24 protein-coding genes and 1 riboswitch are annotated in these 25,341 nt (G+C 63.6%); of the genes, 18 read left to right on the top strand and 6 right to left on the bottom strand.

The window, feature by feature from the left end; genetic code table 11:
* Positions 1-16 precede the first annotated feature (16 nt).
* Positions 17-481, top strand: a complete 465-nt coding sequence (locus AOZ07_RS17045) for a GNAT family N-acetyltransferase (protein ID WP_060703072.1) — start codon at positions 17-19, stop codon at positions 479-481.
* Here the strand turns inward: AOZ07_RS17045 and AOZ07_RS17040 are convergent.
* A complete protein-coding gene (locus tag AOZ07_RS17040) occupies positions 473-1,933 on the bottom strand; it encodes a SulP family inorganic anion transporter (RefSeq protein WP_060703546.1) in 1,461 nt (486 codons plus the stop codon). The two genes, AOZ07_RS17045 and AOZ07_RS17040, sit on opposite strands and share 9 nt — an antisense overlap.
* Positions 1,934-2,635: 702 nt before the next feature.
* Between AOZ07_RS17040 and AOZ07_RS17035 the strand changes: the two genes are divergently transcribed.
* Positions 2,636-3,832, top strand: coding sequence for a glycerate kinase (locus AOZ07_RS17035; protein WP_060703071.1), 1,197 nt, complete (start codon positions 2,636-2,638; stop codon positions 3,830-3,832).
* A 68-nt stretch (positions 3,833-3,900) separates the two neighbouring features.
* Positions 3,901-4,437: a hypothetical protein gene (locus AOZ07_RS17030; protein WP_060703545.1), complete on the top strand. Its 537-nt coding sequence runs from the start codon at positions 3,901-3,903 to the stop codon at positions 4,435-4,437.
* Here AOZ07_RS17030 and AOZ07_RS17025 read toward each other — a convergent pair.
* A complete protein-coding gene (locus AOZ07_RS17025; RefSeq protein WP_060703070.1) occupies positions 4,434-4,628 on the bottom strand; it encodes a hypothetical protein in 195 nt (64 codons plus the stop codon). The genes AOZ07_RS17030 and AOZ07_RS17025 overlap by 4 nt on opposite strands.
* Before the next feature lie 91 nt (positions 4,629-4,719).
* On the opposite strand from AOZ07_RS17025, the gene AOZ07_RS17020 reads away from it, so the two are divergent.
* Both AOZ07_RS17020 and AOZ07_RS17015 read left to right on the top strand, forming a co-directional pair.
* Positions 4,720-5,781, top strand: a complete 1,062-nt coding sequence (locus AOZ07_RS17020; protein WP_060703069.1) for a sugar diacid recognition domain-containing protein — start codon at positions 4,720-4,722, stop codon at positions 5,779-5,781.
* Between the two features lie 256 nt (positions 5,782-6,037).
* Positions 6,038-7,399, top strand: a complete 1,362-nt coding sequence (locus AOZ07_RS17015) for a GntP family permease (RefSeq protein ID WP_060703068.1) — start codon at positions 6,038-6,040, stop codon at positions 7,397-7,399.
* 79 nt (positions 7,400-7,478) lie between these two features.
* Here AOZ07_RS17015 and AOZ07_RS17010 read toward each other — a convergent pair whose 3' ends face one another.
* Complete coding sequence (locus AOZ07_RS17010; protein ID WP_060703067.1) at positions 7,479-7,847, bottom strand: SdpI family protein; 369 nt, start codon at positions 7,845-7,847, stop codon at positions 7,479-7,481.
* A gap of 262 nt (positions 7,848-8,109) precedes the next feature.
* Positions 8,110-8,200, top strand: a riboswitch (SAM riboswitch).
* A gap of 68 nt (positions 8,201-8,268) precedes the next feature.
* On the opposite strand from AOZ07_RS17010, the gene AOZ07_RS17005 reads away from it, so the two are divergent.
* The 8 genes from AOZ07_RS17005 (at position 8,269) to AOZ07_RS16970 (ending at position 18,048) form a co-directional block, all read left to right on the top strand.
* On the top strand, positions 8,269-9,309 hold the full coding sequence (locus tag AOZ07_RS17005; RefSeq protein ID WP_060703066.1) for a substrate-binding domain-containing protein: 1,041 nt from the start codon (positions 8,269-8,271) through the stop codon (positions 9,307-9,309).
* On the top strand, positions 9,293-10,831 hold the full coding sequence (locus AOZ07_RS17000; protein WP_060703065.1) for a sugar ABC transporter ATP-binding protein: 1,539 nt from the start codon (positions 9,293-9,295) through the stop codon (positions 10,829-10,831). The genes AOZ07_RS17005 and AOZ07_RS17000 overlap by 17 nt, the downstream gene beginning before the upstream one ends.
* Positions 10,828-11,829, top strand: a complete 1,002-nt coding sequence (locus AOZ07_RS16995; protein WP_060703064.1) for an ABC transporter permease — start codon at positions 10,828-10,830, stop codon at positions 11,827-11,829. Before AOZ07_RS17000 ends, AOZ07_RS16995 begins: the two co-directional genes overlap by 4 nt.
* Positions 11,826-12,932 (top strand): ABC transporter permease, encoded by a 1,107-nt coding sequence (locus AOZ07_RS16990; RefSeq protein ID WP_060703063.1) that lies wholly within the window; start codon positions 11,826-11,828, stop codon positions 12,930-12,932. Before AOZ07_RS16995 ends, AOZ07_RS16990 begins: the two co-directional genes overlap by 4 nt.
* Entirely contained in the window at positions 12,929-14,365 is a 1,437-nt protein-coding gene (locus tag AOZ07_RS16985) for an LLM class flavin-dependent oxidoreductase (protein ID WP_060703062.1), read from the top strand. Before AOZ07_RS16990 ends, AOZ07_RS16985 begins: the two co-directional genes overlap by 4 nt.
* Positions 14,366-14,600: 235 nt before the next feature.
* Positions 14,601-15,827 carry an acyl-CoA dehydrogenase family protein gene (locus AOZ07_RS16980; RefSeq protein WP_207758464.1) on the top strand — a complete coding sequence of 409 codons (1,227 nt, stop codon included), beginning with the start codon at positions 14,601-14,603 and terminating at the stop codon, positions 15,825-15,827.
* A 25-nt stretch (positions 15,828-15,852) separates the two neighbouring features.
* Positions 15,853-17,082, top strand: a complete 1,230-nt coding sequence (locus tag AOZ07_RS16975; RefSeq protein ID WP_060703061.1) for an acyl-CoA dehydrogenase family protein — start codon at positions 15,853-15,855, stop codon at positions 17,080-17,082.
* A gap of 39 nt (positions 17,083-17,121) precedes the next feature.
* Positions 17,122-18,048, top strand: coding sequence for a LysR family transcriptional regulator (locus AOZ07_RS16970; protein ID WP_060703543.1), 927 nt, complete (start codon positions 17,122-17,124; stop codon positions 18,046-18,048).
* A gap of 35 nt (positions 18,049-18,083) precedes the next feature.
* Here the strand turns inward: AOZ07_RS16970 and AOZ07_RS16965 are convergent, their stop codons facing one another.
* Positions 18,084-19,433 carry an MFS transporter gene (locus AOZ07_RS16965; RefSeq protein ID WP_060703060.1) on the bottom strand — a complete coding sequence of 450 codons (1,350 nt, stop codon included), beginning with the start codon at positions 19,431-19,433 and terminating at the stop codon, positions 18,084-18,086.
* On the bottom strand, positions 19,430-20,476 hold the full coding sequence (locus AOZ07_RS16960; protein WP_060703059.1) for an MBL fold metallo-hydrolase: 1,047 nt from the start codon (positions 20,474-20,476) through the stop codon (positions 19,430-19,432). The genes AOZ07_RS16965 and AOZ07_RS16960 overlap by 4 nt, the downstream gene beginning before the upstream one ends.
* Positions 20,477-20,624: 148 nt before the next feature.
* On the opposite strand from AOZ07_RS16960, the gene AOZ07_RS16955 reads away from it, so the two are divergent.
* A complete protein-coding gene (locus AOZ07_RS16955) occupies positions 20,625-21,008 on the top strand; it encodes a YidH family protein (RefSeq protein ID WP_171919594.1) in 384 nt (127 codons plus the stop codon).
* Positions 21,008-21,334 (top strand): DUF202 domain-containing protein, encoded by a 327-nt coding sequence (locus tag AOZ07_RS16950; protein WP_060703057.1) that lies wholly within the window; start codon positions 21,008-21,010, stop codon positions 21,332-21,334. The genes AOZ07_RS16955 and AOZ07_RS16950 overlap by 1 nt, the downstream gene beginning before the upstream one ends.
* Before the next feature lie 47 nt (positions 21,335-21,381).
* On the opposite strand, the gene AOZ07_RS16945 is transcribed toward AOZ07_RS16950, so the two are convergent.
* Positions 21,382-21,957 (bottom strand): TetR/AcrR family transcriptional regulator, encoded by a 576-nt coding sequence (locus AOZ07_RS16945; protein WP_084793331.1) that lies wholly within the window; start codon positions 21,955-21,957, stop codon positions 21,382-21,384.
* A gap of 141 nt (positions 21,958-22,098) precedes the next feature.
* Between AOZ07_RS16945 and AOZ07_RS16940 the strand changes: the two genes are divergently transcribed.
* Genes AOZ07_RS16940 through AOZ07_RS16930 form a run of 3 tightly spaced genes read left to right on the top strand, consistent with a single transcriptional unit; the run spans position 22,099 to position 25,251 of the window.
* Positions 22,099-23,532: an APC family permease gene (locus AOZ07_RS16940; protein ID WP_075972529.1), complete on the top strand. Its 1,434-nt coding sequence runs from the start codon at positions 22,099-22,101 to the stop codon at positions 23,530-23,532.
* A 49-nt stretch (positions 23,533-23,581) separates the two neighbouring features.
* The gene (locus tag AOZ07_RS16935; RefSeq protein ID WP_060703056.1) at positions 23,582-23,914 is read left to right on the top strand and encodes a cupin domain-containing protein; all 333 of its coding nucleotides are present in this window, start codon (positions 23,582-23,584) and stop codon (positions 23,912-23,914) included.
* A gap of 11 nt (positions 23,915-23,925) precedes the next feature.
* Positions 23,926-25,251: a flavin monoamine oxidase family protein gene (locus AOZ07_RS16930; RefSeq protein WP_060703540.1), complete on the top strand. Its 1,326-nt coding sequence runs from the start codon at positions 23,926-23,928 to the stop codon at positions 25,249-25,251.
* Positions 25,252-25,341: the final 90 nt, after the last annotated feature.

Below are 25,341 nucleotides of genomic sequence, written 5' to 3'. Positions count from 1 at the left end.
GTGGCAGGCTTGAGCCATGGATATCAAGATGATCGAAGCCGATCCGCTCGCCGAATCGATGCAGCGCATGGTGCAAGAGCACCTGGCGGACATGGAGCCCACCGCTCCCGAGGAGAGCCGGCACGCCATGGATGCAACGGGCTTGGCTGATCCGTGCGTTTCGCTGTTCCAGATGCGCGCGGGCGAGTCCATCATCGGCATGGGCGGATTCAAGGACCTGGGAGATTCGGTGGCGGAGCTCAAAAGCATGCGCGTGTCCCCGGAATTCCGTGGCCGCGGACTGGGCCGGCGGCTGCTGGACGAGCTGATCGGCACCGCCGCGCAGCGCGGTTTCACCCAGCTCTGCCTGGAAACCGGAACCCATGAGTACTTCACCGCCGCGCGAGCCATGTACCAGGCCGCCGGCTTCACCCCGTGCCCGCCTTTTGGCGGCTACCAGCTCGATGAGAACAGCGTGTACTACCGGCTGCAGCTAGCCTAGCTTCCCGCCCAGGCGCTCCTGCATCTTCTGGCTGGCTTCATTCAGGCCGCGGATTTCCACGCTCTTGCCATAGTTCTGGTATTTGGCGCGGATCGAATCCACCGCCGCGATGGTCGAGGCATCCCAGAGGTGCGACTGGGACATGTCGATGACGATGCGCTCGGGGTCCTCGGCATAGCGGAACTGGGTGTACAGGTCGTTGGACGAGGCGAAGAACAGCTCGCCGTTGACCGCGTAGAGCGCCTGCCCGCCGGACACCGTGCGGGTGACCGTGACCAGGTGGGCCACCCGGTTGGCGAAGAGCACCATCGCCGAGAGGATGCCCACGCCCACGCCAATGGCGAGGTTGTGGGAGGCCACGGTGAGCACCACGGTGATGGCCATGACGAAGGTTTCGCTCTTGGGCATCATCTTCAGGGTGCTCGGGCGGATGGAGTGCCAGTCGAAGGTGGTGGCCGAGACCACGATCATCACCGCGACCAGCGCGGCCATCGGAATCTGCGCCACCACATCCCCGAGCAGCAGCGCGAGCAGCAGCATGAAAATGCCGGCAAAGGCGGTGGAGATGCGGGTGCGCCCGCCGGAGACCTTCACCCCGACCATGGTCTGTCCGATCATCGCGCAGCCGCAGATGCCGCCGAAGAACCCGGTGACGATATTCGCGGTGCCCTGCGCCCAGGACTCGCGGGTTTTGCTCGAAGGGGTATCGGTGATGTCGTCAACCAGCTTGGCGGTGAGCAGGGATTCGAGCAGGCCCACAAAGGCCACCGCAATCGCATAGGGCGCGATGATCTTCAGGGTCGCCAGATCCAGCGGCACCCCGGGCAGGTGGAAGATGGGCAGCGAATCGGGCAGCTCGCCCTTGTCGCCCACGGTCGGGACAACGATCTTCGCGAAGATCGTGATCGCGGTGAGCACCACGATGGCGATCAGCGGCGCCGGCACCGCCTTGGTGATCTTCGGGAAGTAGCAGACAATGGCTACCCCGAGGACCACCAGCGGGTACACCTGCCAGGGAACATCGCGCAGTTCGGGCATCTGCGCCCAGAAGATCGAGATGGCCAGGCCATTGACGAAGCCGATCATCACCTGGCGGGGGATGAAGCGCAGCAGTTTGGCCACGCCCAGCAGCGCCAGGGCCACCTGGATGGCGCCAGCCAAAACCACCGTGGCAAAGAGGTACTCCACCCCGTAGGCGCGCACCAGCGGGGCCACCACCAGGGCCACCGCGCCGGCCGCCGCGGAAATCATGGCCGGGCGCCCGCCGGTGATCGCGATGACCACGGACATGGTGAAGGAGGCGAAGATGCCCACGCGCGGATCCACGCCGGCGATCACGGTGAACGCGATGACCTCGGGAATCAGCGCCAGGGACACCACCAGCCCGGCGAGCAGCTCGGTCTTGAGCAGCCGGGGGGATTTGAGGGTGCGCCACACCGATTGGCGCTGCATCGGGGTCAGTTCTGCGATCGCGGTGCTCACCGGGACTCCATTCAAAAAAGTGCCCCGGGACAAGTTGGAGCGGGGACCTATCTACGGTATCGCACCAGGCGCTGGCAGCGGTTAAATTCGAAGCCCCAGCCGGCCCGGATTGCTCCGGGGGCTGGGGCTTCTCGATCATCACTCGCACCTTCATGAGGTGCTTTCTACTCTAGGGCCGCTGGCTGTGCGTCCAATAAGCATGATCTGCGCATTGCCTGCTGGTGTTCGCCGGCCGTGGCGCCGACGGTGCCAGAGCGCAAAAAAATTGGCCCTGCCGCAAGACCGGCAGGACCAATTTCTCGTCATCACTCGCACCTTCAATGAGGTACTTGCCAGCCTAGGGGCGGCGCCTGTGGATGGAATAAGCGTGCACTGCATGCTGCCCATGGATCCGCTTGCACCTGCGTGCGGGGCCCGGTTAAAGAAGAATTCCCGCTGGGCAATATCCAGCGGGAATTCTCACGATCATCACTCGCACCTTCAAGGAGGTGTTTTCAACAGTAGCTGCGCTTTCTGTGCCGTCCCTTTGGCCCAGCTTCGCGTTGCCGAAGACCACTGCCGAAAATCGTTGCCGAACAGTGGGCGCAGTGCACATAGGCAGCCCGGTGCGGGTGCGGCAAATACAGTCATGGGCCCATAGTTCAAGGCAGGGAAGCTGCCTAAGCTGGGAACATGACTTCTCAGCAGAAACCAGCCCCCGCAGCCAATGGCGTGCTGCAGGTGGCCATTGTTCCCGACTCCTTCAAGGGAAGCGCCCGGGCCAGCGAAGTGGCCACCGCGCTCGCACAAGGATTCTCCAAGGGGGCCGCAAGCCGCCAGCGCCAGGTCGAGATCACCGCAGTTCCCTTTGCCGACGGCGGCGAAGGAACACTGGAGGCGCTGATCGATGCCTGGGGCACCGAAGCGATCACGGTGGACACCACCGACGCCCTGGGCCGCCCGGTCGCCTCCCGGCTCGGGCTGTCCGCGGACAAGAAGATCGCCGTCGTGGAAGCCGCCGAAGCAGCCGGTCTGCCGCAGGTCAGCGACGTGCCGCGCAGGCCGCTTCAGGCCACGACCTGGGGCCTGGGCCCGCTGGTGTCGCGCGCCTTGGACCTCGGGGTGCAGCAGATCATCCTGTGCCTGGGCGGGTCCGCCACCACCGACGGCGGCACCGGCCTGCTGGGCGCACTGGGTGCCAAGTTCCTTGACGAGCACGGGCAGCAGCTGCCAGCAGGCGGCGGCGCACTGGCCAAGCTGGCAAAGATCGACATGTCCGAACTGGATCCGCGAGCCGCCACGGTGCAATGGCAAATCGCCTGCGATGTCACCAACCCGCTGCTCGGCGCCCAGGGCGCGGCAGCGATCTTCGGCCCGCAGAAGGGGGCTAGCGAGCAGGACGTGCAGCTGCTGGATCGCGGACTTGAACGGCTGGCCGATGTTCTTGAAGCTGATACCGGCCGGAAGCTGCGCGAGCAGCCGGGCATGGGAGCGGCCGGAGGCCTGGCGGTGTGCCTGGCCTCGTACTTCCCGGTGGACCTGGTCCCCGGATGGCAACTGGTAGCCGAGGTGCTCGATGCCCACCGGATCCTGGGTGCCGCGGACCTGGTCATCACCGGCGAGGGGCGGCTCGATAGCCAGTCGCTGAACGGCAAGGTGGTGTGCGGGGTGCTGGAAGCGGCCGGGGAGCATGCCGAGGTGATCGTGGTGGCCGGGTCCGTGGACCTGGGCGACGAGCAGCTGGAGCGGGCCGGGATCCTGGCGGCCTATTCCATCGCGCCCGGGCCGGCGAGCCTGGCCCAACTGTCCGCCGATACCCTCGCATTGGTTGAGCGCACGGCGTTCAGCGTGGCCAGGACCTACCTGCCGCTGGCTCCACCGAGGGGATGAAACGGCGCATCCGTTTTTCCGCCAGGAAGACGATGTGCCTAGCGGCGGCCGGTTTCTACGATGGAATCATGATGAAGAAAAAGTATGCCGCCAGCGCCTTGCTGGCTGCGCCCCTGGCCCTGCTGCTCAGCGGATGTTCCGTTTCAGACCTGATGGTGGATAAATACGACGAGTCCACCGAAAAATCTGCCAAGACCTCGGAAGAGGGCGTTTCGAACGGGCTGCTGCCCGATTGGGTCCCCGCCGGCGGCACCGATGTGAAGCTCGTGCAGCGCAATACCGGGATGGAACGAATTTTTGCCATGGACTACACCGGGGACTTGCCCGGCGAAAAATGCCTGCCGATTAAATCTGCTGGGCACCCATCCGGGGCGGAACTGAAAAAGGCCTACGCCTCGGATCCGCGCACCAAGGATTTTGAGGCCAAGGAGATCTCCTCGACCAGGACCCTTGAAGCGCAATGGTGGCCGCAAGGCGCCGAAGAGAAGACCACGCAGCTCTGCGGACGATTCTGGGTCCACCTCGCCGAGGGCAAGCTCTATGCTTTTGCGCCTGACAGCACCAGCACCGCCACGGCAGTGCTGCAGGAGCGCGAGGCTTCCTAGGCTTCTTGTGGATCTTGCTGGCGGGGCTGGTTCCGCGCGGTGTAGAGCCGGCATGCGGCCAACCCGGCCAGGCTCAGCACAATCAGCGCCGGGCCCAGCAGCCCGGGCAAGCGCTGGTTCCATGTCATGTTGAGCACTACCAGCAGGCTGACGAGGAAGCCTCCGGTGAAGTAGCTGATCGCCGAACTCATGGTGGGCCTTTCATCGCGATGCTTGACTGGGGTGAGCCTAGCATCACCGGGCGGCAAGGTGAAGGAGGCCCGGGGAAGCTAGGATGATTCCATGAGCGAAAAGGAGCAACCTCGACTGTCCGGCGCCTTGGCGCAAAAGGTTGTCGACACCATTGCGCCAACGATTAATCGCCATGTGAACATCATGAACGCCCATGGAATCATCATCGCCTCCAGCGATGCTTCGCGCGTGGGCACGCTGCACGAAGGAAGCGTCGAAGCCATCCGGCGCAATGAGGCCATCAGGGTCACCCAGGCCGATGAAACGGCGGGAACCCAGCCGGGAGTGAACCTCCCTTTGGCGCTGAACGAGCGGTTGTGCGGTGTCGTCGGAGTAACCGGCGCGCCCCACGAGGTCGAGCCCCTCGCGGATCTGATTGCGCTCACCGTCCAGCTGCTGTTTGCCCAGGAGCGCGAGCACTCGCGCAGCGCTCGCCGGGCGGCCGAGGCCAGGGACCTTATTTCGGCGTTGCTGGCCGGGCGGGTTGCCGCAGAAGTCGTCGACCGGAACTTGGAAGCGCACGGGCTGCGCGGGCCGGTGCAGCTTGAGCTGTGGCTGCCGCGCGATGGCCGCGACCCCCTGCTGGAGCAAGCTGCCGCGGAAGGACTGCGCACCTCATGGGTCAGCCTGTTCGGCGCGCACTGGCGGCTGCGGGCAAGCGCCGATGATGCAGCAGGTCAGCCCGCTAAACCCAGCGATCGTTTTCTTGGCGGAGCGGATGCCTTTGATGCCGGAGCGCTGTTGGCGCAGGCCGAAATGATGCGCACCCTGGTGGCGCGTCCCGCGCTGCTTCCGCAACGGGCACACCGGGAGATCTGGAATCAGGACATCGCGGTGGCCGTTGCGCGGACTCCGGCGCGGAGCCTTGCCTATCTTGCGGCACCGGCCCGGGCGCTGAATCAAGAACAAGCAAAAACCCTGCTGGTGGTCGCCGCGGCATCCGCCATGTCGCAGGCCGCCGAAGCCTTGCACATTCACCGCAATACCCTGGTGCAGCGGCTGGAAAGGATCGGCCAGGTCACCGGCGCCGATATTCGCCAAGCCAATGAATCGCTGCGGCTGCAGCATGCCGTGTACGCGCGCATTGCACTTGACGAGATGCAGATTTTCTAGCGGCACCGGCAGCACCAGGCGAGCCTCGATAAATTCCATCTGACGGGGCCGTGCACATATTCTCGCAGGATCATGCCGGGAAACCCGGTCGCATGCCCATAGGCAATCCGGCGCCGGTTTCCTACTATTGGCACATCACCTGCTGTCCAGGGTCAGCGAAACCGAAGAAATCCGGGCCTGGCTGATCCAACCCCCAGAGCTTGAGCCGCTTTGCTGGACAGCGATCCACACATAGTGGCAAAGGAGCCAACCTGCCGTGTACGAACTTATTGTTCTCTTGATCCTCGTGGTCGCCATTGTGCTGGTGACCGCACGCTGGAAAATCAGCCCCTTCCTCGCGTTGATTGGCGCAGCTATCCTTGCCGCCTTCGCCTACAGGATTCCCCTGGCCGAAGTGGCGGGCACCGTCACCACCGCCTTCGGCACCACCATGGGCAATATCGGCCTGGTCATCCTCTTCGGCACGATGATCGGCATCATCCTGGAACGATCGGGCGCCGCAATCTCCATGGCCGACGCGCTGATCAAGGTCCTGGGAACCAGGTTCCCCAATCTGACCCTGACAATCATTGGCTACATTGTCTCGATTCCGGTCTTCTGCGATTCGGGCTACGTGGTGCTGAACTCGCTGCGCAAAGCCATCACCCTTCGCACCGGCGTATCGGGGCTGGCTACTTCGGTGGCGCTGATGACCGGCCTGTACGCCACGCACACCATGGTTCCGCCAACCCCCGGCCCGCTGGCGGCGGCCGAGAGCATCGGCATTGCCGATAACCTCGGGCTGATCATTGCCGTTGGCCTTCCGGTGGCAGCCATCTCCGCGTTGGCCGGCCTGTTTTATGCCAGCCGCTTCAACAAGTCCCAATGGACCGCCTTGCCGTCGGAAGACGAGAATGATCTGGCAGACCTGGACTACGAGCAGCTGCGCGCAAGCTTCGGCAAGCTGCCGCATCCTGCCTTGGCCTTCTTGCCGATCCTGGTGCCGCTGGTTTTGATCTGTGCCTCATCTATCGCCAAGCTGCCATCCCAGCCGCTGGGCGGGGGAACGCTGGTTGAAGTCCTCTCGTTCCTCGGCACGCCGGTGATCGCCCTGATTTTCGGCCTGCTCTCGGCCACTTTGCTGTTGCGCGGCGAGAACAAGCTGGGCGATTTTAATGAGCAGATGCACGAATCGGTGCGCACCGCTGCCCCGATCTTGCTGATTACCGGGGCTGGCGCCGCATTGGGCGCGGTGCTGGCCGCCTCGGAGCTGACCACGATTCTCTCCGACTCGCTGAGCGGACTCGGCCTGGGCCTGGCGGTGCCGTTCCTGATTGCCGCCGCCCTGAAGTCGGCGCAGGGATCGTCCACGGTATCGATGGTGACCACCTCCGCGCTGGTCGCGCCGATGCTCGGTTCGCTGGGGCTGGATTCCGAATTGGGAATGGTGCTCAGCGTCCTGGCGGTGGGTGCCGGTGCGATGGTTGTCTCGCACGCGAATGACTCGTACTTCTGGGTGGTTTCGCAGCTCAGCCGGATTCCGGTGATCACTGCATACAAGACCCTCAGCGTGGCTACGGCAATCCAGGGCACCGCGGCCTTTGCAACGGTCTGGATCCTGGGGGCGGTTCTGCTCTAGGCACTGCTGAATACACCCCGGGCACCGCGCCATCATCGAACCCTTCCTTGATGGCGCGGTGCCCTGTTTTAAAGGGAGCTCAAGGGCAGAACTCTTTGGCGGCCTTGTTTCCCTTGGATCCGGCAACCAGCATCATGGCGACGCCCAGGGCAAAGCCGATCGCGGTCAGCGCAAAGGCTACGGTGAAATTCTGGGTGAAACAGAAGATCGCCGCGATGATCAAAAACAGCCAGCCTGCTATGCCAAAGAGCTGAAGGGTTGGTGCTGCTCGACGGTGCGCTGCCAGCCAGGCTTCATCGCTGGCCATGGTGTGGCGGGTCTTTAGGCCAACGCTGTTGTTGCGCGGCAGGCGCCCTTCGGCTCCCATGCGGCCCAGTGTGCTCGCAGTGAGCGCGAGCGCCAGCAGTCCGAACATGAGGCTCAGTGTGCTGGCCAGGTCCACGCGCATGTCCTATCGATTGGTCTCCTTGGATTCACTCTAGATGATTGGGATATGTTCCAATACCCAAGTCAGGCCGAACCTTCGAACTCACGCACCATGACCAATACGAGCTGGAAGCCGTAATATGCGGAAATATGACGCTGACTTAGCGCCTGCCCGCCGCCGCCCAGCCTTGCCAGCCCGGGATTTGTGAAGAGATCTGACGCAGTGTTCCCTCCAGTGACGCGTTGATGGCAAGCTCCCGGGATCAATGCTTGACTCGGATAACACCCCATCCAGAGCGGCTGAGAGACCTGGCTCCACGACGCCGCAGCAAGCCTGCCTCCTGCAGATAGTGCTAACGCCAGGTTCGATGGAGCTCCCGGGGCAAGAAGCGTGAACTTCTGTTCGGGATCCCTCGGTTCGATATGTCCAAGAGAGGGACGGCATGACTCGCACTCGCCCGAACACCCTGAAATTTGTGGCTGCCGCACTCGCAGCAACCACGCTGCTCTCCGGTTGCTCGCTGAAAGAACCACGCCCCGAAGCCGCGCCGGCCGTGGCGCCAAGCAGCAACCCGCAAACCGAACAGAAGCTCGACGATGTTCCTTCGCTCGAGGGCAAAAAAGTGGGCATCGCGGCCAAGGACATTCTGCACGACTACTCGCGCGTGGTGTATCAGCAAATCCAAGAACGCATCAAGGAGCTCGGCGGAGAGGTCATTGCCACCCAGGCCGAAGCCAAGGACGAGAAGCACGTTTCGGACGTGGAAAATCTCATTACCCAGTCGCCCGATGCCATCGTGGTGATCTTGGGCGATGCCCAGACGCTCACCCCGGCCCTGGCCAAGGTGGATGCTGCGGGAATTCCGTTGTTCACCATCGACTTCCAGAGCGAGTACTCGAAGAACAACGTCACCAGCGATAACTGGAACGTCGGCACCACACTGGCTCGCACCATGGCTGAAGACCTGCACGGCAAGGGCAAGATCCTGGTCTTCAACGGCTTCCCGGGCGTGACGCCCTGCCGGATCCGCTACAACAGCCTGAACCTGGTGCTCGAAGACTACCCGAATATCGAGAAGATCACCCCGGAACTGCAGGACAAGTACGAAGGCACCATCGAAGATGCCAAGAACCAGATCCAGGATCAGCTGCGCAGGCTGCCCGAAGGCGAAGTGGATGCGATCTGGTCCTGCTGGGATATGCCGCTGATCGGCGCCGCGCAGGCTATCGATCCCACCGATAATGACATCAAGCTCTATGGAGTCGACGCGGAACCCGGGGCACTGGACTTGATCGCGAATCCGCAGAGCTCCTACCAGTTCACCGTCGCCCAGCCCACCAAGCAGATTGCTGCCACCTCGGCCACGAATATTGCGCTGTTCCTCAACGGGCAAGCCGACCAGGTACCAAGCACCAGCTACGCCGAGCCGATTTTTGTGGACAAGGACAACGTGAATCAGGTGCGCAATGACAACGGAATCTAGCCTGCTGCTGAGCATGGCCGGGATCGGCAAATCCTTTGGCGCCGTCACCGTGCTGGACGATGTCCACCTGCAGCTGCGGGCCGGGGAAGTGCTCGGCCTGGTAGGTGAAAACGGTGCCGGAAAATCAACCCTGATCAAGATCCTCACCGGGTTGTACACCCTGGATTCGGGGCAGATCGAGCTTGCTGGACAGGCGGTGCAGATACGGCGCCCGGCCGATGCCGAAGCGCTGGGCATTGAGGTGATCCACCAGGACCGCCACCTGGCCGGGCGCCTGACCGTTGCCGAACAGCTGTATCTTGGCACATCCAGAAACCGCGGTTTATGGCGCCACGAGCGCACCGTGCAAGAGGCGGCCCGGGCCGATATCCTGCGGACCACCGGCCAGGAGCTGGACACCGCGGCCTTTGTCGACGAGCTGAGCGTTGCCCAGCAGCAGCTGATCCAGATTGCCCGCGCCGTGCTGGCCGAACCCAAGGTGCTGATTCTTGATGAGCCGACCGCGCCCTTGGCCAATGACGAGGTCGAGCAGCTCTTCGGCACCATCGGGCACCTGCGTGATCGCGGGGTGGGGATTATTTTCATCTCCCACTATCTCCAGGAACTGCAGCAGGTCACCGACCGGATCACGGTACTGCGCAACGGCAGGAATGCCGGGGATGCCAGCTTTGCGCACGGCGACAGCATTTCAGATGTCATCGGCTTGATGCTGGGCAGCCAGGTCAACGAATTCTCGCACCAGCAGCGCGAGGCCCCCGCCCGCCAGGGCGAGCCGGCCCTCCAGCTCTCGGGCCTGTCGGTGGCTGGCAAGCTGGAGGGCATCGATCTCACGGTGGCTCCCGGGGAAATCGTGGCCGTCACCGGATTGGTGGGATCAGGCATCGAGGTGCTCGCCGACGCGGTCACCGGCAATCATCCGCATGCGGGCACCGCCTTGCTGCACGGCCGCCCGGTGGCTTCGGCCGCGGACTTTGTCGCCCGGGCCGGCGCCTACGTCCCATCGAACCGGCACCGCGATGGCATCTTCCTGCGCAACACCGTGCGCGAGAATGTTGCCGCCGCCAGCCTGCGGAAGCTCGGCCGCCGGCTTGGGCTGCTCAATGCGCGCAAGGAGCGGGATGCCGCGGAGGAGCTGGTGCAGCGCCTGGATATCCGCCCGGCTGATCCCGAAGCCGTGGCTTCGGGCCTCTCCGGCGGCAACCAGCAGAAGACCGTCTTGGCCCGCTGGCTGGCCAAGGGGTCCGATGTGCTGGTCCTGGACCAGCCCACCTCGGGCGTGGATGTGGGAAGCCGCGCGCAGATCTACGCGCAGATTTCCCAGCTGGTGCAGGACGGAGCCGCCGCGCTGATGGTCAGCGTGGACCTGGAAGAAGTGGTTGGCCTGGCCGACCGGGTGCTGGTGCTTTACCGCGGCCGGATCATCGCCGAGCTGCCCTCCGCCGAAGTGACCACAGAACGAATCTTGCAGTTGGCCTCCAGCGGCCAAGGAACCGGAACACCACGAGAAGAGGTGAACGCATGAGCGCCGCCATTGCTCCCGCCAACGAGGCGCCGGCGCGCAGCGCGCAAGGAAGGAAGCCCGGGCTGGCCGCCTGGATCGGCTACGCCGGCATTGGAGCGGTGCTGCTGCTTTTCGCTTTCGGCTCCCCGTTTTTCCTGGCGGCCTCGAATATCGCGACAATTCTCACCCAGGCCTCGGTCTTCGGCATCGCCGGGGTGGGGCTCGCGATCGTGATTATCGCTGGCGGCGACGACGTGCTCAACGGCGGCATCGACCTGTCCACCGGTGCGGTGGCAGGACTCTCCGGCACCGTGACCGCGCTGGCCGCGGCCGCCGGAGCCCCCGGCCCGGTGTCGGTGCTCTACGGGGTGCTGGTGGCCACCGCGATCGGCATCGTCAACGGCCTGTCGGTCACCTTGGGATTGCGCCCGCTGCTGGCCACCCTGGCCACCATGGGCGTGGCCGCTTCGCTGGAGCTGGTCTTCAGCCAGAACCTGAAGATCGCCGTGTCCGGCAGCTTTTTCGAGGCTGCCCGGGCCAGCGTCTTCCTCGGGATCCCGCTGGCCGCTTGGCTCATGATCATCATCGGGGCACTAGGCTGGTGGGTTTATGGCAAGACCAGCTGGGGCGTGAACTCCTACGCCGCGGGCCAGAATCCGACGGCCGCCCAGGTGGCCGGATTGGACCCGCGCCGCTACCGGCTGGCCAGCTACGTGCTCAGCTCGGCGCTGGCTGGCCTGGCCGGCACGCTGCTGGTCGCCAGGCTTTCGGCCGCCGTCCCGGGCATTGGAACGCAGATCCTGCTGGACATCATTCTGGTGGCCTACATGTCCATGATCTTTTCCCGACGGCGGCTGGTCAGCGTCGTTGGCACCGTGCTGGCCGCGGTGTTTGTCGCCGCCCTGGACAACGGACTGACCCTGCTGGGTGTCGCAAGCCAGTGGGTAGGCGCGGCCAAGGGCCTGCTGATCCTGCTGGTTCTGGCCAGCGTGACCCTGCGCGGAAGGAAGAACCGATGAATCCCGCACAAATACTGGCCGCGCCACCGGCGCCAGCTCCTGGATCTCCAACCGCCTCAAGCGCCAAGAAGCGCGGCGCCTTCCAGGCATCGCGGCTGGTGGCACCTGGAACTTTGGCTTTGATCCTGATCGTGTTCTCGGTGCTCAGCCCGGTGTTCTTCAGCGCGGGAAACCTCGTGGGAATCCTTGGGCAGGTGGCACTGCTGGCGCTGGTCGCCATCGGGCTGACCCTGGTGGTGCGGGCCGGCGGCATTGACCTGTCCATCGGCGTGGCCCTGGACTTGGGCGCCCTGGCCAGTGCCTGGCTGATCCACGACGGCTATCGTGCCTGGGTGGCCGTGGCCGGAGGGCTGCTCTTCGCCCTGGCGGTCGGGCTGGTCAACGCGCTGCTGATCGTGGTCCTGCGGATCCCTGCCTTCCTGGCCACGCTGAGCGTGTGGTTTGTCGGCACCAGCGTGCAGCAGCTGCTCACCAGCGGCGGCGCGCCGATCTACCTCTCGGCGCCGCTGGTGCCGGACGGGTTTGCGGTGATCGGGCGGGGCTACTTCCTGGATGTCGATGCCGCGGTGATCAACGCGGCATCCATTGCCGTGGCGGTGGCCTTGCTGCTGGGAATCACCCGCTACGGGCGCAAGCTGACCATGGCCGGCGAACAGCCCAACGCGGCGAAGATCTCGGGCCTGCGGATCAATGCGCTGATCACTAGCGCCTATCTGTTGTGCGCGGTGATCGCCGGATTCGCCGGGGTGGTGCTGGCCGCGCGTTCCAACGGCTATGTTCCGGGCAGCGGGCAGGCCTATTTGATGGATGCCATCGGTGCGGTTTTCATCGGGGCAACCATCAGCCGCTATGGGCGGGTATCGGTCGGCGGAACGCTGATCGGCGTGGTGATCTTCGGGCTGCTGGATAACGGGCTGAACCTGATCGGGCTGTCCTTCTTCTGGCAGGATCTGGCCCGCGGACTGGTTCTGCTGGCGATCCTGCTCGCCGCAGTGGTGCTCGGACGGTCCAAGGGCCAACCAGCCACCGGCATCTTCGCGCTGCTGCGCACGGCCCAGCGCCAGGCACAATCCACCACAGTGAAGGGAAGCACCAGACAATGAGCAAGCGCATCCACCTCAACGCCTTTGACATGACCTGCGTCAGCCACCAAAGCCCCGGGCTGTGGCGCCACCCGCAGAACCGGGCCGACGAATACAACACCCTCGAATACTGGGTGGATCTGGCCAAGACTCTGGAGCGCGGCGGTTTCGACGCGCTGTTCCTGGCCGACGTGCTGGGCATCTATGACGTGTACCAGAACTCCAGCGGTCCCGCCCTGCTGGATGCCGACCAGGTTCCGCTCAACGATCCCTTCATGCAGGTTTCCGCCATGGCCGCGGCCACCAAGAACCTCGGCTTTGCGGTGACCAGCGCGCTGACCTACGAGCAGCCCTATGCGCTGGCCCGGAAGTTCTCCTCGCTGGACCACCTCACCCGCGGGCGCATCGGCTGGAATGTGGTGACCAGCTACCTGGAATCGGCGGCCCGCAATCTGGGGATGACCCGCCAGCTGGATCATGACGCGCGCTATGACATCGCCGATGAGTTCATGGACGTGGTCTACAAGCTCTGGGAAGGATCCTGGGAGGAAGGCGCGGTCATCAAGGACCGCGAACGCGGCGTGTACACCGATCCATCCAAGGTGCACCCGATCAACCATCACGGCGAGTACTTCAACGTGCCCGGCATTCACCTCTCCGAGCCTTCCATCCAGCGCACCCCGGCGATCTTCCAGGCCGGTGCTTCCTCCCGCGGCCGGCGCTTTGGCGCCCAGCATGCCGAAGGCATCTTCCTGAATTCGATCAACACCGCGGTCACCCGCCGCCAGACCGATGCGATCCGCGACGAGTTCGAACTGGTCGGCAGGCCCCGGGATGCGGCCAAGATCTACGCGCTGATGACTACTGTGGTGGCCGACTCGGATGCCCAAGCCGAGAAGCTCTACCGCGAATACCAGTCCTATGCCTCGCGCGAGGGCGCCATGGCCTTCTACGGCGGCTGGTCCGGGCTGGACCTGAGCCAGTACGCGCCGGATGAGGAACTGCAGTACCTGGAAACCAACGCGGCCCGTTCGGCGGTCTCGATTTTCACCACCGCCAATCCGCAGCAGAAGTGGACCCCCAATACAATTGCCGACTACCTGGGCGTAGGCGGCATCGGGCCGGTGCTGGTGGGCTCGGCCCAAACCGTGGCCGACGAAATCGAGCGCTGGGTGGACGAGTCCGGATTGGACGGGATCAACCTGGCCTACGCCATCACCCCCGGCTCCTTCGAGCAGTTCACCGACCTGGTGGTACCCGAGCTGCGCAAGCGCGGACGGACGTGGGCCGGCTACGAGGGCAGCACGCTGCGCGAATATCTGGCGGGTCCGGGCAGCACCCGCGTGGCCGGCCACCACCCCGCCGCTGCCTATCGCGGCGCCTACGCGGGCAAGGCCTCTGCGCAGGACTCCAAGGCGAGCCAAACACCGGACGCGGTCCTGGGCGCCAGATGACATATCGGGAAATATGACGGTGCTACCGCCCGTGCGCAGGGCGCTGAAGATGTCGATTCATGACGATATTGAGGCAGATGACACCCTGCCTGCCAAGCGTCGCCCGGCGATGTTTCACTGGTAGCACACGCCACCCCGGCGGCCCAGAGACCTGCCCGAAGTGCTAGCCAAGTTCGATGGATCCGCAGAGATTCTCTGCGTCCTTCCGAATCCATAACCCACAAGGAGAACGAAGATGAGTGTACTGAGCACCCAGGTGCCGCGCGTGCCCTACACCGGCACTGCCGACGAGGCAGAGCTGGCCCGCTGGCGCGAGATCGCCCAGCAGGCCGCCGGCCAGCTGGCCGCTGACGCGCTGGAGCGGGACCGGAAGAATGCCCAGCCCTTTGCCGAAGTGCAGTTGCTGCGCGAAGCAGGCTTGCTGAACCTGCTGGTTCCCGCCGAGTTCGGGGGAGCAGGGGCGCACTGGGAAACCGCCTTTGAGGTGGTTCGCATCCTGGCTGCCGCCGACGGCTCCATCTCGCAGCTGCTGGCCTACCACTATGTGAACCAGTCGGGCATCGCCTTCTATGGCGCCCCGGAAACTCAAGGCCAGTGGTGGCGGCGCACCGTCGAGGGTGGATGGCTCTGGGGCGACTCGGTCAACCCGGTGGATCCAACCCTGAGCCTCGTGCCGGAGGGCGATGGGTTCCGGCTCAATGGCGCCAAGCGCTTCTCCACCGGCTCCGGGGTAGGCGAAGTCATTGTCATCAACGCCGAGGTCACCGAGGGCGAACGAGCCGGCCAGGTGCTGGCCTTTGTCATCCCGCGCGACCGCGAAGGCCTGGAAATCGTGGATGACTGGGACTACCTGGGCCAGCGGCTCAGCGCCTCGAACTCGCTGAAGTACCACAACGTGCGCATCGAAGCACAGGACCTGCTCGGCGAGGTGACCGAAGAACCAGTATCGACCCTGCTCACCCCGGGCATCCAGCTGGCTTTTGCCAACTTCTACCTGGGCATTGCCGAAGGCGCGCTGGCTCGCGGCAAGCAGATCCTGCTGGGACGCAAAAACGCCTGGTTGTTCTCGCAGGCGCAGACCTACTCGCAGGATCCGATCTTCCAGCGCACCGTGGGCGAGCTCAAGGCTCGCACCGCCGCGGTGGCGGCGCTCGCCGAAAAGCTCGGGCGCAAATTTGATGTCCTGCTCTCCAAGGGCGCGCAGGTCACTGTCTCCGAACGCGCGGCGCTGGCCGTGGACATCGCCGAAGCGAAGGTGGTCTCCACCGAGGTCGGCGTCGAGGTGGCCAACCGGATCTTCGAGGTCACCGGATCATCGTCCACGGCGAACTCGGTCGGGCTGGATTTGTTCTGGCGCAATGTGCGCACCCACTCGCTGCACGACCCGGTGGACTACAAGAAGATCGAGGTCGGCGCGTACTTCCTGCGCGGAGAATCCCAGCCGCTATCGCTCTACACCTAAGAACTTCTACACAGAGGAACCTGAGATGACTGTACTTGCCACCGGAAACCGCCTGGGCCGGCTCAAGGCCCGTTTTGCCCCGCTTTTCGAGCAGATCGCGGCCGGCGCCGCCGAACGGGACCGCAGCGGGGAACTGCCCTACCAGCAGGTCGCCGACCTGGCCGCCGCCGGTTTTGGCGCGGTGCGCGTCCCGGAATCCCACGGCGGCGCCGGAGCCACACTGCCGGAGCTCTTTGAGCTCCTTGTCGACCTGGCCGCCGCCGATTCCAATATCGCCCAGGCGCTGCGCGCCCACTTCGCCTTCGTCGAAGACCGGCTGATTGCCGCCCCGGGGCCCGGCCGGGACAAGTGGCTGGCGCGCTTCGCGGACGGAGAGCTGGTCGGCAACTCGTGGACCGAGGTCGGGGCGGTGAAGGTGGGCGAGGTGATCACCAAGGTCACTCCCGATGGCGACGGCGGGTTCCGGATCAACGGCACCAAGTACTATTCCACCGGCTCGATTTTCGCTGACTGGCTGGACACCTATGCGCAGCGCACCGATACCGGCAAGCGGGTCATCGCCGCGGTCAGCCGCCACCAGCCCGGCGTGGAACTGGCCGATGACTGGGATGGCTTCGGGCAGCGCACCACCGGCACCGGGACCTCGACATTCACCGATGCGCTGGTGGCCGAAGAAGACCTGATCGACTTCGACACCCGTTTCAAGTACCAGACCGCCTTCTACCAGCAGGTGCTGCTGGCGGTGCTGGCTGGTTCGGCCAAGGCCGCGGAGCGCGGTTTCGCGGCGGAATTGAAAGCCCGCAAGCGCACCTTCAGCCATGCGGCCGCCAATGTGGCGGCCGAGGATCCGCAGCTGCTGCAGGTGATCGGCGAGGTGTCGGCGGCGGCTTTTGCCGCGGCCGGAACCGTTGAGCGCGTGTCGCAGGCCCTCCAGCGCGCCTATGAAACCGCGCTGGCCTTGCAGGCTGGGCAGATCACGGTGGAAGAAGATGAAGCGGCCAATGATGCTGCCGAACTGGCCAGCGCGCAGGCGCAGGTGGTGCTCACTCCGCTGGTGCTCAACGCCATCACCCACGCCTTTGATGCGTTGGCGGCGTCGGCCACCAGCGTGTCGAAGAACCTGGACCGGCATTGGCGCAATGCGCGCACCGCGGGCAACCACAACCCGTGGGTGTTCAAGGCCCGGCTGATCGGGGACCTGGCGGTCAACGGCACCGAGCTGCCGCGCGTGTGGGCCATCGGCGCCTCGAAGTAGCCGCCACCGAACGTGCAGGCAGCTGGCTAGACTGTGGTGGTGATCAACTACACCCTGCGCCAGCTGCAGTACTTCGTCGCCGTCGCGGAACTCGGCTCCATTTCTGCCGCTGCGAAGCAGTGCCATATTTCCCAGGCTGCCATGTCGCAGTCGATGGATGAGCTGGAACGGGCCGTCGGCTCGCAGCTGCTGGTGCGCCGCCGTGCCCGAGGCGTGGTGCTCACCGCCGTCGGCACCGATTTTTTGCTCGATTCGCGCGCCCTGGTGCGCCATGCCGAAGAAGTGCAGGACCAGATAGTCGAGCGCCAGTCCAAGCTCTCCGGCCCGCTGGTGATCGGCTGCTATTCCTCGCTGGCCGCCTTCTGGATCCCGGTGATCTGCGAACGCTTCACCATGGTGCATCCGGACCTGCAGGTGACCTTGCTCGAAGGCGACGGGGCCGAGCTGCAAGAGCGGATGCTCAAGGGCCACCTCGACGCGGTGCTCACCCACACCCGCCACCTGCTGCCCCGGGTCGCCTCGCGCACGGTGATGTCCGGCAGGCCATATGTGCTGGTGGGAGGTGGGCACCGGCTGGCGGATCGGTCCAGCGTGTCCTTGAGCGAGCTGGCCGATGACGATTTTGTCTCCCTGGACATTCCCACGGTGCGCGATAACCAGCTGGTGAATCTGCGCATGTCGGGCCTGGATCCCAAGGTGCGGTGGAGCTCGCAGAGCTTCGAGGCTGTGCGCGGGATGGTGGCCCGCGGCTTGGGCTATACGGTTCTGGTGCAGCGTCCGCCGGTCAACCTGAGCTACGACGGGCTGCCGCTGTCGGTGCTGGAGATCGAAGGCGATGTGGGGATGAGCGATGTCTGCGTGGCCTACACCGCCTCGGACCGCCCGAGCCTGCGGCTGCGCGCCTTCCTTGATTTCTGCGAGGAAGCCGGAGCCGAGAAGGAGCGGAAGGCCGGCCGGAACCTGTAGATTCCAACCGGCCTTCCTGCCTGGGCGGTGCGGGCCTAGCGGCTCATTTCCTCGGCCTCGAGATCCGCATCGCGGCCTTCCTTCACGCCTTTCATGGCCAGCGCCGCCACGAGGAAGGCAGCAGCCCAGACGCCACCGGCGATCCAGAGCGATCCGCCGCCCAGCAGCACCAGGCCGGCCACGGCCATCGGGGTGAACCCGGCGCCCACGGTGGAGGAGAGCTGGTAGACCAGCGAAGCGCCGGTGTAGCGGATGCGGGTGGGGAACAGCTCCGCGGTGAACGCGCCGAATGGCCCGAAGATGAACGCCTGGACGATGCCATTGGCCACGAACAGGGCGATGGCGAACAGCCACAGCTGGCCCAGTTCCAGCATCCACATGATCGGCAGCGCGGCCACGGCGCCGGCAAGGATGCCTACCATCATGACCGGGCGGCGGCCCAGCCTGTCGGAGTAGCGCGAGGAAACCCAGATGCCCACCACGGTCAGCGCGGCGCCGATGGCCTTGATGTTCAGCACCGCGGTGCGGTCCATGCCGACTTCCTCGACCACGTAGGAGATGGCCCAGACGGTCATCAGGCCCTGCACGGTGTAGGAGCTCATGCCCACCAGGGTTCCGCGGATGACGGAGTTCGGGTACTTGGTGATGACCTCCATGAATGGGGTCTTGCGTTCTTCTGCCTTGTTTTCCAGGGCCAGGAACAGCGGTGACTCGGTGACCTTCAGGCGGATGACCAGGCCGATGCCCACCAGCACGATGCTGATCAGGAACGGAATGCGCCAGCCCCAGGCCAGGAACTGCTCATTGGGCATGGTGGAGACCGCCGAGACTGCCAGGGTGGCCAGCACGGCGCCGGCCGGGCCGCCCATGTTAGCGAAGCTCGCGGCGAAACCGCGGCGTTCCTTCGGTGCGTGCTCCAGGGCCATCAACATGGCCCCGCCCCATTCGCCGCCCACGGCCAGGCCCTGGACGATGCGCAGGGTGATCAGCGCGATCGGGGCCAGCATGCCGATCTGCGCGGTTTCAGGCAGCAAGCCGATCAGCGTCGAGGCCCCGCCCATCGTCGCCATCGAGGTGATCAGCACGCCCTTGCGGCCGATCCTGTCGCCGAAGTGGCCGAACACGATGCCGCCCAGCGGGCGGGCCAGGTAGCCCACGGCCAGGGTGGCGAAGGAAGCGAAGATCGCCACGCCCGGGGTCAGGCCCACGAAGAAGACCTTGTTGAAGACCAGCGAGGCCGCGGTGGCGTAGAGGATGAAATCGTAGAATTCGATTGCGCTGCCGATGAAGCTGGAAGCCAGGATCCGGCGCATCTGCGGGGAATTCAGCGAGGGGACTTTCACCTGTGCCTCCACGCTGCTGCCGTTATTCAGGGTGTTGCTCATCGTGCTGCCGCCATTTCGGAGTTGACGCGGGAAAAGGATATCGTGTCCAGGTCGTTGGGCACCAGGTACTGGCCGGAGAACTTCCCGGCGTGGGCTTCCCAGACCGACAGCGGTGTCGTTCCGGGGACCAGGTGGTGCAGGGCAAGGGTGCGCGCCCCGGCCTGGTGCGCGATCTCGATCGCCTGTTCGGGCGAGGTATGGGAGGCGCGGTGGTGGTCCATCGAGGCCTGGGCTTCTACGGTGCCAACCGAGCCGTAGGCGCGTTGCACCCAGTCGAAATCGATGGCCTCGTGCAGCAGCAGGTCGGTGCCTTTTGCGAGCGCGATGAGATTCTGGCACGGAGCCGTGTCCCCGGAAATGGTGACCGATCCTTGCGCGGTGTCGAAGCGGAAGGCGAAGGCCGGTGCGATCGGAGGGTGCTTGACCAGTGTCGCGGTGACCGTGACCAGCTCGTCGCGGTAGATCTCGAATGGCGCAAAGCCCTGCGGCGTCGGGTTCTCGTTGGAGTGGTAGCCAGTGCCTGCCGGGATCTGGATGTCGGAGGCGGCGAAGTGGTCCAGCGGGGACGGGCGCAGCGCGTCGATCACGCGGTCGTTCAAATCCGTGGCGTAGGCCTGCATCAGGTGCTCGAACATCGAGGCCGTGCCGGGTGTCGGGTTCTGCGGGTAGAGCGGTTGCGGGGCGGCCACGGCGCGCGGCGAGGCCGGCGGCAGGGCGCCGCGGTCGCCGGGGCCGATGATGGAAATCGGCGCCTTGCCCGCTGGCAGGGTGAACATCCCGAAGATGGCCAACGAAGCCAGATCGATGGTGTGATCCGAATGCAGGTGGGTGAGGAAGATGCCGCGCAGGTTCGCGGGGGTGAAGCCGGCTTTCATCAGCTGGTTGCCGACACCGGTTCCGGCATCCACCAGGTAGACGCTGTCTCCCACGACTACGGCGGTGGAGATTCCAGCGCGCTTGCCCGCGTTGTCGCCGGTCCACCATCGTGGTCCGCCGGCGGTGCCCAGCGTAACAACGCGGGGATTGAGGTTGGTGGAGGCCATGGAATGCGCCCTTTCTCTGGGTCTGGTTCTGCATTCCAGTCTTATGTGCTGAATCACATTCGTAAAACTGTTTTTATCTACCAACTAAATAGGTTTTTCCAATAATTGGTTAGGTATGCTCATACTGTCCAAGCAATCAGGGAGGATCATGTCCGAGCAAGAACGCAGCCGGCTATCACGCTGGCTATTGCCTGGGGGCAACGAGCCTGACCCGCGCTTCACCCTTGCCAACGAGCGCACCTTCCTGGCCTGGATTCGCACCTCTTTGGCGTTCCTCGCTGGCGGCACCGCGTTGGAGGCCTTCGCGGCAGATGCGTTCCCTTCGCCGCTGCGCACCTGGCTGGCGGTGCTGGTGATCGGGGTGGGCATCCTGATCGCGGCTGGAGCCGCCGTGCGCTGGATCAGGGTCGAACGCAGCATGCGCGCCGGCCGACCGCTGCCGATTCCGGCCATCGTCCCGCTGCTGGCTTTCGGTGCTGTCGTGGCCTCGCTGGCCGCGATCGCCATGATCTTCTGGTCTGCGGGCTCGTGATGGCAAAGCCCATCGAAATCACCGACCCCGGGCTGCAGCCGGAGCGCACGGTGATCGCATGGAACCGGACGATGGTCTCTTTTCTGATTGCCAGCGTGGTCTTCCTGCGCTGGATGCCGCATTATGGCGCAGGCGTGATTTACCTGGTTGCGCTGTCAATGCTCCTGGCTCTTGGCATTTTCGCCTCGCAACGTGCGCGGTACCGCAAGATGTCTCGGGGAGTGCGGGCGGAGCGCGTCAGCGCTGATGTTCTCGCAGTGCTGTTGACCACCGGCACGGTGCTGGCGCTGGGCGTTTGCGCGATCGTAATTGTGCTTGGCCCTTAGCCAGGGCGCTTGGCCAGGGCGAAGCGGGGTTATAAAACCGCCTTCGGCTACTTCTTGGTTTCCGGCAAGCTTGATTCGAGCAATGCGCCAATTCGCTCAATCGATTCCTGAATTGCAGGTGCTTCCGAAACCGTGAGCTGCTGCAGGACCAAGCCATCCAATGCTGCAAAGATGGCGCGAGCCAGCGCATGGGTGTTTGCATGGCCATGCCGGGCGAGGGCCTTTTCTAGTGCTGCGATATATCCGTCGTAGAGTTCGGTGACGGCTTTGCGCAGTTCAGGGCGGCGGCGTGATTCGAGGATGATCTCGTACTGAAACAGCTGGAGCTGTGGTTCGTTCGAAACCAGTTCAACCAGAGTGCGTGCGAAATCGGCATCCATTGTTTCTTGGGCCGACAAGTCGCTCAGGCGAATAGCCCTGCTGGTTGCCCATGCAACAGCTTCGCCGAGCAAAGCGTCCTTGGTGCCGAAATGATGGGTGATCAGGGTGTTGTTGACGCCAGCCGCGTCGGCCACCGCACGCAATGTCAAGCCGTGTAATCCGCGTTCAGCGACCACTCCGACCGTAGCGGCCAGGAGCGCTTCTCGGCCTTCGCCGTATTTACTCATTCGAACTTTCGCCACACAGCCGAGTGTAGTCGAAAGAAATTCCTTGACTTTCAAAACTATGCAAGTGCATAGTTTTAAGCGTGTTGCGGAACACATTCTTTCTGGGGGCCCGTTCGCTGGCGTTCCCAGCCAACTCGTCTCATGAAAGGCCGAATCATGGTTGATTCGTTCCAAGCTCCGGCGAAAACGCCTTCTTTGCACCGCACCTTGCGGTGGCAGGATGCCTTTGCGCTCGCCATGGCAGTATCCGGCGGACTCTTTGTTTCTTTTGGCGCGACTATGGCTGCTGTCGGGGCGCTGTCGGCCATGTTTATTTGGGCTCTGGCCGCGGGCATCGGCTGGGTGCAAAACCATCTTTTCGCCGAGATGGCGTCAATGTTCCCGGACAAGCCAGGCGGTGTTCCGGTCTACGCCTACGAGGCGTGGAAGCACCGTTTTGCCCCGGCCGGCGCATTGGCAACATTCGGATATTGGTTTGGCTGGTCGGCAGTCATTTCCATCGTGAGCTTGACCGCCGGTGCCATGATCCAGGCACGCTGGTTCCCCGATGCCACGTGGGAACTCCATCTCGGCGCCATCGGAATTGGCATGGCTCAGATTATCGGTATTGTCCTGATCTTGTTGATGATGGTTCCGAACCTCTTGGGTGCCCAGCCGGCAGCATGGGTGAGCAAGGTGCTCGGCGCGCTCCTGCTGATTCCGCTGCTGGTCTTCGTCGCAGCACCACTGATCAGCGGGCAATGGGAACCTGGCAATCTTACGTGGGGGCTCGGGCAGCCCGGCGCGGATCACTGGGGCGGGTGGCAGGACGCTGCCGTGTGGCTCTACCTGGTGGGCTGGACTGCCTATGGAACAGAAATGTGCGCCGCGTTTACCCCTGAGTACCGAAGCGAAAAGGATGCTCGCCGGGCACTATCCACCACGGGCGCCTACACCTTCATGATGTTTGCGCTAGTGCCTATCGGCGTCGGGGGACTCATCTCACGGGCTGATGCTGCCAACGATCCAGCCAGCGTTTTCGTCAACGGTTTTACCGCAGTCCTTCCGGCCGGCTTTGCTGGAGATGTTGCCTTGCTGATCACGATCGGCGCCCTGCTGATGGGTGTCAACGCGAGCATGGCCGACGGGTCCCGGGCGTTATATGGCGCTGCTGTCGATGCGCTAGTTCCACGCCAACTGGAAAAACTCAACCGGCACCAAGTTCCGGCACGAGCAATCATCGCCGCCGTTGTCATGAACATTCTGCTGGTGATCTTTGTATCCAACCCGATTTCAATTCTGGTCGCAGCAAATGTTGGGTACCTATTGGCGATACTCCTTGCAGTCTCCGGATTCATCCTTTTGCGAAAGGACCGCCCGAACGCACCTAGGAGCTTTCGGCTCGGAGCCTGGGCGCTGCCGCTGGCGATTGTCCTTACGATATACGGCGCAGCAGTTCTGGTTATTGGAGCGGCCTCATCAAACTTGTCGGGTTATGGCGGGCCAGTGGAACTGTCCATCGGCATCGGGATTCTCCTCCTGTCTGTAGTGCTGTTTGTGATCCGCCGCCGCTTTCAGGATTCAAAGCCGCTGATGCGCGAACCCCTATAAAACTTTTCCATCTCGACCACCGAATAATCACAAATTGAGGAGCAAAATCATGAGTCAAATTTTTTATGCCCAGCATGATCCGGAAGCGTTCGAACCCTTTGAACTGGGAACCGTGCAGTGGCTGCGCCGGCCAGGAGACAACGGGAACGCAAAACTTGCAGCAGGCATTTGGCAAGTCGCCCCAAGCCAGGCTCCCGAGCCCTTCGATCTGAGAATCGACCAAGACGAAACCATCTACATCGTCTCCGGCCATATCCGAATTCAGATCGATGGCGGCGAAGAGCACGACCTGACTGCTGGTTCCATGGCGTCGCTCTCACTTGGCGCTCAAACTCGTTGGAGCATTTTGGAGCCAACGGTTGAATTTTTCGTCTACAGCTAAGGGGCATGAGCATGAGCAACCATTCAGACGTCATAGTCATAGGTGCAGGGTTTGCTGGGCTAGTCGCGTCGAGGGAACTTTCGCGTCGTGGACACTCGGTAACCGTGCTTGAAGGGCGAGACCGAATCGCTGGGCGTACGCACCTGGAACAACACTTGGGCCGGGACCTTGAACTCGGAGGCACGTGGGTGCATTGGACTCAGCCATATGTGTGGGCTGAAATGGGCCGCTATGGCATCGAACCGGTTCCAGGGGCGGAATTCACCAAAGCCTATTGGCATGCACAAGGCCAAAGGCATGAAGGTACCGCTGATGAGCTAATGGACCTTCTTGACGCGCCGAATCAACAGCTGCTTGCAGAAGCCCGGCGCTATTTTCCATTGCCGTGGTCGCCGTTGGCGAATCCCGAGGTCTCGATAATTGATTCAACCAACTTGTCTCAGGCCATTGAGGCGATGGATCTCCCTGAGGCGCAACGCCAGTTGCTTCGATCATTCTGGGCCTTGAATTTTAACGGCAAGCTTGATGAAGCGGCATATAGCCAAGCCCTTCGATGGGCCGCTGTTGCCAGTGGCTCGTGGCAGCTGATGTTTGAGGCCTGCGCAAGTTTCAAGATCGAGGGCGGAACGCGGCGACTTGCCCAAGCAATTCTTGAGGATTCAACGGCCGAGGTTCATCTGGGCCAACAAGTCCGCGCTGTTCGGCAAGATGATGATCTCGTAGTGGTCACCACGGATGACGGGTCGAAGTATTCGGCCAAAAATTTGATCGTGACCGTCCCGCTCAACGTCCTTGCCCATATTGAGTTTCAACCTGAGCTGTCAACTGCCAAGCGCGCTGCAGCGGAACGTGGCCAGGTTGGCATGGGTGCCAAGCTGTGGATTCGCGTTAAGGGCGTGCACGAGCGCTTTGTCGTCATGGGGCCGGAAAATGCTCCGCTGAATTTTGCGCAGGTCGAGTACACGGACGCGCAAACGACGACGCTCGTTTGCTTTGGCCCCGACGCTGGTGCGGTGGATGTTCATGACAAGCAAGCGGCGCAAATGCATCTGGATCAGCTGGTTCCGGGGCTGGAAGTCGTGGCGATTGCGGGGCATAACTGGGTTGACGATGAATATTCGCGATCCACCTGGCCAATGCACAAGGCTGGATACCTGTCTGGATCATTGGCTGAGTTGCAGAAGCCGGAAGGCCGCATTCATCTTGCAGGGTCGGACTATGCCAACGGGTGGGGCGGATTCATCGACGGGGCCATTGAAAGCGGGATCAGTGCGGCCAGGACAGTTTTGCGGGAGCTTGCAGGTGAGGAGAGCGCCCAGAACCTGCAGAGCGTGTAGCGGGCTGAAATAGTGCATGGAGGGGGAAGAAGCGATACATAGCGAGGCTAAGTGTCGTTGATCTCACGCGCGAATGAGGGGCGCGTCACA

Origin of the sequence: Glutamicibacter halophytocola, assembly GCF_001302565.1 — a bacterium.
GTDB classification, from domain to species: Bacteria; Actinomycetota; Actinomycetes; order Actinomycetales; family Micrococcaceae; genus Glutamicibacter; species Glutamicibacter halophytocola.
The sequence above is the reverse complement of the archived record's forward strand: the minus strand, read 5'-3'. Positions and strand labels throughout refer to the sequence as shown.